At 60.4% G+C, this 7,809-nt stretch carries 4 protein-coding genes; 2 read left to right on the top strand and 2 right to left on the bottom strand.

The genetic code is table 11. The features are described from left to right. A partial coding sequence (locus ACYVDE_RS10150; protein ID WP_460501395.1) for a methyl-accepting chemotaxis protein occupies positions 1-4,245 on the bottom strand: 4,245 nt, incomplete at its 3' end. A gap of 301 nt (positions 4,246-4,546) precedes the next feature. Between ACYVDE_RS10150 and topA the strand changes: the two genes are divergently transcribed. Beyond that, complete coding sequence (gene topA, locus ACYVDE_RS10145) at positions 4,547-7,060, top strand: type I DNA topoisomerase (protein ID WP_460501394.1); 2,514 nt, start codon at positions 4,547-4,549, stop codon at positions 7,058-7,060. Positions 7,061-7,142: 82 nt separating this feature from the next. Here topA and ACYVDE_RS10140 read toward each other — a convergent pair whose 3' ends face one another. Further along, positions 7,143-7,478: a hypothetical protein gene (locus tag ACYVDE_RS10140; protein ID WP_460501393.1), complete on the bottom strand. Its 336-nt coding sequence runs from the start codon at positions 7,476-7,478 to the stop codon at positions 7,143-7,145. A 148-nt stretch (positions 7,479-7,626) separates the two neighbouring features. Here ACYVDE_RS10140 and ACYVDE_RS10135 point away from each other — a divergent pair. Continuing rightward, positions 7,627-7,809: hypothetical protein (locus tag ACYVDE_RS10135; RefSeq protein ID WP_460501392.1), on the top strand; the 183-nt coding region annotated here is incomplete at its 3' end.

Below are 7,809 nucleotides of genomic sequence, written 5' to 3'. Positions count from 1 at the left end.
ATTAGTGGCTTCCGGCCGGGCAACACGGCGGCGCACGCCACTGCCCTGCTCATCGCCGTAGCCCGGGGCCGCAGCACTTCTCGACCGGCCATTATCAGCAGCCGGCATTTCTGAACGGCGAGCAGCCATGCCGTTGGTCGAAGCGGCAGCGTAGGTTTCGCGCGGGCGGTAGCCGCGCGAGCCCATTCCGCGCCGTACGGGCTCGGGTTCGGGCTCCGGCTCGGGTTCGTAGGTGCTGAGCTGGAAGGTTTCGAGGCCAGCCTGCAGGTCGTCGGCAATGTCGGTGAGGCGCTGCGAGCTGGTGGTGAGCTCCTGCATGGCCGTTGAGAGCTGCTTGGCGGTGCCGGCCACTTGCTGGGTGCCGGTAGCCGTCTGCTCGGCAATGGCTACTACTTCTTCTACGTATTTCACTACGTCGCCAATCGAGGTTTTCTGCACCTCGGTGGCCGTGAGGATGTCGCGCGAAGTGCGAAGCGTTTCGCCTGAGCTGGTGGCAATGTTCTTAAAGGCCGAGCTGGCTTCGAACGTGGCGTTCTTGCCCTTGAGTACTCGGTTTTCCATGGTTGAGATAGCCGATGCTGCCGAGGTAGTATCCTTGCGAACGTCCTCTACCAGCGTGGCAATTTCGTTGGCCGACTTACGCGAGCCTTCGGCCAGCTTGCGGATTTCCTCGGCTACTACGGCGAAGCCGCGGCCAGCCTCCCCGGCGCGGGCGGCTTCGATGGCGGCGTTCAGGGCCAGCAGGTTGGTCTGCGAGGCGATGTCGGTGATTACACCCAGCGACTTGCTGATTTCGCCCGAGCGAGTGCTCAGTACTTCAATGGTGCGCGAGGTCTGCGAAGCGGCGCTGGAGATTTCCTCCATGTTCTTCACCACTTCAGCCACGGTTTTCAGACCGAGCTGCGAAGTCTGCTCACCCAGAATAGCCGATTTGTTCACCACGTCGGCCTTGTTGGCCGTTTCTTTGGTGGCCTGCATGATTTCTTCAATCAGCTTGAAGGCCTGGTCGGTTTTCAAAGCCTGGTTCTGAGCACCTTCGGCCATCTGCTGCATGGCCAAGGCCACGTCGACGGTTACGCGGCTCATTTCCTGGCCTTTGCCGGCCATTTCTTCCGACGATGTGCCCACAATCTGCGACGAGTCATTGATTTCGCCGAGCAGTTCGTTGAGGTTTTCCACAGCGAGGTTAAGCGCGTTCGACATTGCGAGAATGTCGCCCGTGGTGGGCACTTCCACACGCTGGGTCAGGTCGCCTTCCGAGATGGCGCGCACCACGCGGCTCACTTCGAGCACCGGCGAGGCGATGGATTCAATGAGGCCGTTGAGGGTGTCCACCAGTTCTTTCCACGAGCCCGACACGCCGCCTACCGTGGCGCGCTCGGTCAGCTTGCCTTCTACCCCGGCCACTTTGGCCACGCGGCTTACTTCGGAGGCGAGGCGGTTCAGGTCGTCCACCATGCTGTTGATGGTGTCGGCCAGGTCGGCCACTTCGCCTTTGGCTTCGAGGGTGAGCTTTTGGGTCAGGTCACCTTTCGATACGGCCGTTACAATCTTCACAATGCCCCGCACCTGCGTGGTGAGGTTGGAGGCCATGTAGTTTACGTTGTCGGTCAGGTCCTTCCATACACCAGCCACGCTGGGCACGCTGGCCTGGCCGCCGAGCTTGCCCTCGGTGCCTACTTCCTGCGCCACGCGGGTTACCTCGCCGGCGAAGATGTTGAGCGAGTCCACCATCTGGTTCAGGTTGTCCTTCAGGTCCAGCAGCTCGCCGTTGACGTTCACCGACACCTTCTGGCTCAGGTCGCCGCGCGATACGGCCGTGGCCACGTTTGCAATGTCCCGTACCTGACTCGTCAGGTTGCTGGCCATCGTGTTCACGTTGTCGGTCAGGTCTTTCCAGGTGCCGCGTACGTTGGGCACTTTGGCCTGGCCGCCGAGCTTGCCCTCAGTACCTACTTCACGGGCCACGCGGGTTACCTCGTCGCCGAAGATGTTGAGCGAGTCCACCATCTCATTGAGGTTTTCCTTCAGCTGCAACAGCTCGCCGCGCACATTAACGGTAATTTTCTGCGACAAGTCGCCCTTGGCTACCGCGGTGGCCACGTTCGCGATGTCGCGCATCTGCGAGGTCAGGTTGCTCGCCATCGTGTTCACATTGTCGGTCAGGTCCTTCCACGTACCCGATACTTTGGGTACGTTGGCCTGACCGCCCAGAATCCCTTCGGTGCCCACCTCACGCGCCACGCGAGTTACCTCGCCAGCGAAGATGTTGAGCGAGTCCACCATCTGGTTCAGGTTGTCCTTCAGGTCCAGCAGTTCGCCTTTTACGTCAACTGTAATCTTCTGCGACAAGTCGCCTTTCGATACGGCGGTGGCCACGTTGGCAATGTCCCGCACCTGCGAGGTGAGGTTGCTGGCCATCGTGTTCACGTTGTCGGTCAGCTCCTTCCAGGTGCCGCCTACGCGGGGCACCACGGCCTGGCCGCCGAGCTTGCCTTCGGTACCTACCTCGCGAGCCACGCGGGTTACTTCGTCTCCGAAGATGTTGAGCGAGTCCACCATCTGGTTGAGGATATTCTTCAGCTCCAGGATTTCGCCCTTCACGTTCACCGTCATCTTCTGGCTCAAGTCGCCGCGGGCTACGGCGGTTGCCACGTTGGCAATGTCGCGCACCTGCGAGGTGAGAGCCGAGGCCATATCGTTTACGTTGTCGGTCAGGGCTTTCCATACGCCGGCCACGTTCGGCACGCTGGCCTGGCCGCCGAGCTTACCTTCGGTGCCTACTTCCTGCGCCACGCGGGTTACCTCGCCGGCAAACAGGTTGAGTGAGGCCACCATCTGGTTCAGGTTTTCCTTCAACTGGAGGAATTCGCCTTTTACGTCGACAGTCACCGTCTGCGTCAAGTCACCTTTAGCTACTGCCGTGGCTACATTGGCAATATCTCGTACCTGGCTGGTAAGGTTACTAGCCATGTAGTTTACGTTGTCGGTAAGGTCTTTCCACACGCCGGCTACGTTCGGCACGACGGCCTGACCGCCGAGTTTACCCTCGGTACCTACTTCCTGGGCCACGCGGGTTACCTCACCGGCAAACAGGTTCAGCGAGTCCACCATCTGGTTCAGGTTCTGCTTCAGCTGGAGCAGCTCGCCTTTAACATCGACGGTTACTTTTTGCGACAAGTCGCCTTTGGCTACTGCGGTAGCTACGTTGGCAATGTCCCGTACCTGAGAAGTCAGGTTGGAGGCCATGTTATTTACGTTGTCGGTCAGCTCCTTCCATACGCCAGCCACGTTGGGTACGCTGGCCTGGCCGCCGAGCTTGCCTTCGGTGCCCACTTCCTGGGCCACGCGGGTTACTTCGCCGGCAAACAGGTTCAGCGAGTCCACCATCTGGTTCAGGTTCTGCTTCAGCTGCAGGAATTCGCCTTTTACGTCAACCGTAATTTTCTGCGACAAGTCGCCTTTGGCTACCGCGGTGGCTACGTTGGCAATGTCTCGCACCTGCACGGTGAGGTTCGAGGCCATATTGTTCACGTTGTCGGTCAGGTCTTTCCAGATGCCGCCCACGTTGGGCACGCTGGCTTGGCCGCCGAGCTTGCCCTCGGTACCTACTTCCTGCGCCACGCGGGTTACCTCGCTGGCGAAAACGTTTAGGTTGTCAATGGTTTTGTTGATGGTTTCGGCCATCAGCTTGAAGTCACCCGACACCGGAATCTGGAAGCTTTCGTCTAGATTCCCACGGCTGATGTTCTTCAGTACCTTGCCTACTTCCAGTACCGGCACGGCAATGCTGTCCACGAGGCCGTTGATGTTGTTCACCATGTCGCGCCAGAAGCCGGCGGCGCCTTCCGAGGAGGCGCGGGCTTTCAGGTTGCCCTCCACACCGGCCACCTTCGAGATGCGCGACACCTCGCCCCCTACCCCGGCAATCATGTCCACCATCGAGTTGTAGGCTTCCGCGATTTCGGCGAAGATGTCGTCGTTCTGCTTGGTCAGCCGCACGCTCACGTCGCCTTTCTTAAAGGCATCCAGCGCGTAAAGCACACGGTTTAGCTGGTCGTTGACGTAACCCGGGTCCTGGGTGTCGACCGAGCCACGCTCGCCGCCGCGCTTGCGGGTCAGGTCGTTGGTGGTCCGTACCACGTCGAGGGCCGACACGGCCCCGGCATCGGGCATTTCGGCTTGCGGGTCAATCGGCGCCGCCGCCGCGCGGGTCTTGGATTGCGTAATCTTGGAAGATGCCATATAAGTAAGGAGCGTATCGGGCGGGAGGTTGGGGCAGATGGGGGGGCGAAGTACGGCGGTAGGCCGCGAACAACCAAAGGTAAGCGCGGCCTGCACAGCACCGGCCGATGCCGGAAAACGGGGCAGCCGGCCCGATGGAAATGACCCGACGGATGTCGGCCCAAACGGGCATTCTCGAATCAGGTTGCGTGCTTGGCCGGAATATTCCGACATCTTTGCGGCCGCTTTCAACTTTTCGCGGCGGTGGGCCGTTTCACTACGACCCGCCCGTAATTGCCAGCCGCAACCCTTCCCCGCCCACATGGTCAAGAATTTAGTAATCGTCGAATCGCCCGCCAAGGCCAAAACCATCGAGGGCTACCTCGGTCAGGACTTTGTGGTGCGCTCGAGCTACGGGCACGTCCGCGACCTGCCCAAGGATAATAACGCCATCGATATCGCCAATGGTTTCAAGCCTACTTACGTTGTTTCGCCAGATAAACGCGAACTGATTGCGCAGCTGAAAAAACTTTCGAAAGAAGCCGAAACTGTGTGGTTGGCGAGTGACGATGACCGCGAGGGCGAAGCCATTTCGTGGCACTTGGCCGAAACGCTGAACCTGCCCGACACCAAAACCAAGCGCATCGTTTTCCGTGAAATCACCAAAAATGCCATTCTGCAAGCCATTGCGGCCCCACGCACGGTAAATCAGGATTTGGTGAATGCGCAGCAGGCGCGCCGCGTGCTCGACCGTCTTGTGGGCTTTGAGTTGAGTCCCGTGCTCTGGAAAAAGGTGAAGCCCGGCCTAAGTGCCGGCCGCGTGCAAAGCGTGGCCGTGCGGCTGGTGGTGGAGCGCGAGCGCGAAATCAGTCAGTTTCAGCGGGCCAGCACCTATCGCGTGGTGGCGCGCTTCGACGCCGGCCGCGGTGCCGTACTGGAGGCCGAGTTGCCCACCCGCTACAAAACCCGTGAGGAAGCCGAAGCTTTCCTGCAGCGCTGCGTGGGCGCGTCGTATCAGATTGAGAGCCTCGACAAGAAGCCCGGCAAGCGCAGCCCGGCCGCCCCGTTCACCACCTCAACGCTGCAACAGGAAGCCTCGCGCAAGCTCGGCTACTCGGTAGCGCAGACGATGAGTGTGGCGCAGAAGCTGTACGAAGCCGGCAAAATCAGCTACATGCGGACGGACTCAGTGAACCTGAGCCAGGAAGCCCAGGCGGGCGCGCAGGCCGCCATCACGGCCGCTTACGGGGCCGAGTACCACCAGCAGCGCACGTTCAAAACCAAGTCGGCGTCGGCCCAGGAGGCCCACGAAGCCATTCGCCCCACCGATTTCAGCGCCGTGAAAGCGGGCTCCGATGCCTCGGAGCAGCGCCTCTACGACCTCATCCGCAAGCGGGCTATGGCTTCGCAGATGGCCGAGGCCGTAGTGGAGCGCACCACCGCCGTGATTGGCATTAGCACCCAGCCGGGCGTCTCGCTCACGGCTTCGGGCGAGGTGATTACCTTCGAGGGCTTCCTGAAGGTGTATGCTGAAAGCAAGGACGAGGAGGAAGAAGACGAGCCGAAAGATGGCGAAAGCAGCTTCTCGCGCGGCCTGCCGCCGCTGAATGTGGGGCAGGTGCTGCCCCTGCAGCGCCTGAGCGCCACCGAGCGGTTTTCGTCGCCGCCGCCGCGTTACACCGAGGCATCGCTGGTGAAGAAGCTGGAAGAAATGGGCATTGGTCGCCCGAGTACCTACGCCCCTACCATCAGCACCGTGCAGAAGCGCGGCTACGTGGAAAAAGACTCCCGCGAGGGCAAGGAGCGCAAGTTCCACGTGCTGACGCTGGATGGCGACGCGGTGCAGACCGAAGTGAAAACCGAGAACTACGGCGCCGAAAAGGCCAAGCTTTTTCCCACGGATACGGCCATGGTGGTGAATGACTTCCTAGTGGCCCACTTCCCCACGGTGGTTGACTACCAGTTCACGGCCAAAGTGGAAGACGAGTTCGACCAGATTGCCAACGGCCACGAGAACTGGACGCAGATGCTGACCGGCTTCTACGACAAGTTCCACGCTACCGTGGAGGCCGGGCAGGACATCGAGCGCAGCACCGTGAGCGGCGCCCGCGAGTTGGGCGTGCACCCCGAAACCGGCGAGCGCATCTCGGCCCGCTTAGGCAAATACGGCCCTTACGTAGCGCTGGGTGACACCACCGACCCCGACGTGAAGCCCGCCTACGCTAACCTGCGCAAGGGTCAGTTCATCGAGAGCATCACGCTGGAAGACGCGCTGGAGCTGTTCAAGCTGCCGCGCAACGTGGGCGACTTCGAGGACAAAGCCATGACGGCCAACCTCGGCCGCTTTGGCCCCTACGTGCGCCACGACAGTAAATTCTACTCACTCACCAAGGAGCAGGACCCGCATACCATCACGGCCGAGGAGGCGGTGGCCCTCATCGAAGGCAAGCGCAAAGCCGACGCCGAGCGCCTCATCAAATCATTCCCTGAGAACCCCGACATTCAGGTGCTGAATGGTCGCTTTGGACCGTACATCGTGGCGGGCAAGAAGAATGTGAAGATTCCCAAGGGCGAAGAGCCCACCGAACTCACCTTGGAGCGCTGCATCGAGCTAGCCGACGCCACGCCCGACAAGCCGGCCAAAGGCGGCCGCTTCGGCAAGAAGGCTGCCCCAGCGAAAGAAGAAAAAGATTCGGACGCCCCGGCTAAGAAAACCGCGAAAGCAGCCACTGCCAAAAAGCCGGCCGCGAAGAAGGCGACGACGAAAACCGCCGCAGCCAAGAAGCCGGCCACCAAGGCGGCTACGGCTAAAAAGCCCGCTGCGAAGGCTAAATAATGGCCTTCGCCCACTGCGAACAGCAGACAGAAAAGCCCGCTTGCAGCGGGCTTTTCTGTTTATACGGCGACAATGCCTTTGGCTAGGGCTTGGCAGGCTTTGCCCTTACCAGCGTGGTAATTGAGCTACCTGCGTTGAGTTGCGAAGTGAAGGTGCTTTGCAGCACGTAGCCCTCCTGGTATAGCTTGGATAGGACTTTGTGGTACCCCTGGCCCGATTGAGTCAGGTCTTTTTTGGATGAGCCGTTTTTGAATTCCAGATATTCTGCATTCTCCACCCCGCGAATGATGGACATATCTACTAAGCTATAATCCTCATAAATCCGGACAACCACTAATTCGTGGTCAGCAGCCGCAGCATTTACCGGATTAACCAACAGGGCCAGCACGCAAGTGAGGAAGAGGAAGATGTTTTTCATGGCGGTGAAGCTAGCCGGGGATTTTGAAGAGTAGATGAACAGGCCTGGCCGCGCCGAAGTGAAGTGGGCTTGTGGTCAATAATTATGCGAAGTCCGCGTTGATGCAGGCCCGGTTAAGCTATTCCGCTGGCCGGCCCTGCTCTTGCCGATGCTATTTCTACGCTGTATTGGGTGGCTGAGCGCCGCCCACTTCTTTGCCACGCCACTGGCTACGCCTGTTTGCAACGTGGCCCAGCCCAACCCGCAACCGCGCCCGGCAGCAGCTTTGTACCCGTGGCTGCGACAGCCACTGGCCGCGTCGCAGACGCTGGCAGCCCGCTTTCCGGCCCCG

This window comes from Hymenobacter agri (assembly GCF_054778495.1).
This window is presented reverse-complemented; position numbering and strand designations above follow the sequence as displayed.

Excerpts from the sequence above, each read along its gene's own strand:
- ACYVDE_RS10140 (WP_460501393.1), bottom strand. The coding sequence starts at position 7,478 with ATGAAAAACATCTTCCTCTTCCTCACTTGCGTGCTGGCCCTGTTGGTT.
- topA (WP_460501394.1), top strand. The coding sequence starts at position 4,547 with ATGGTCAAGAATTTAGTAATCGTCGAATCGCCCGCCAAGGCCAAAACC.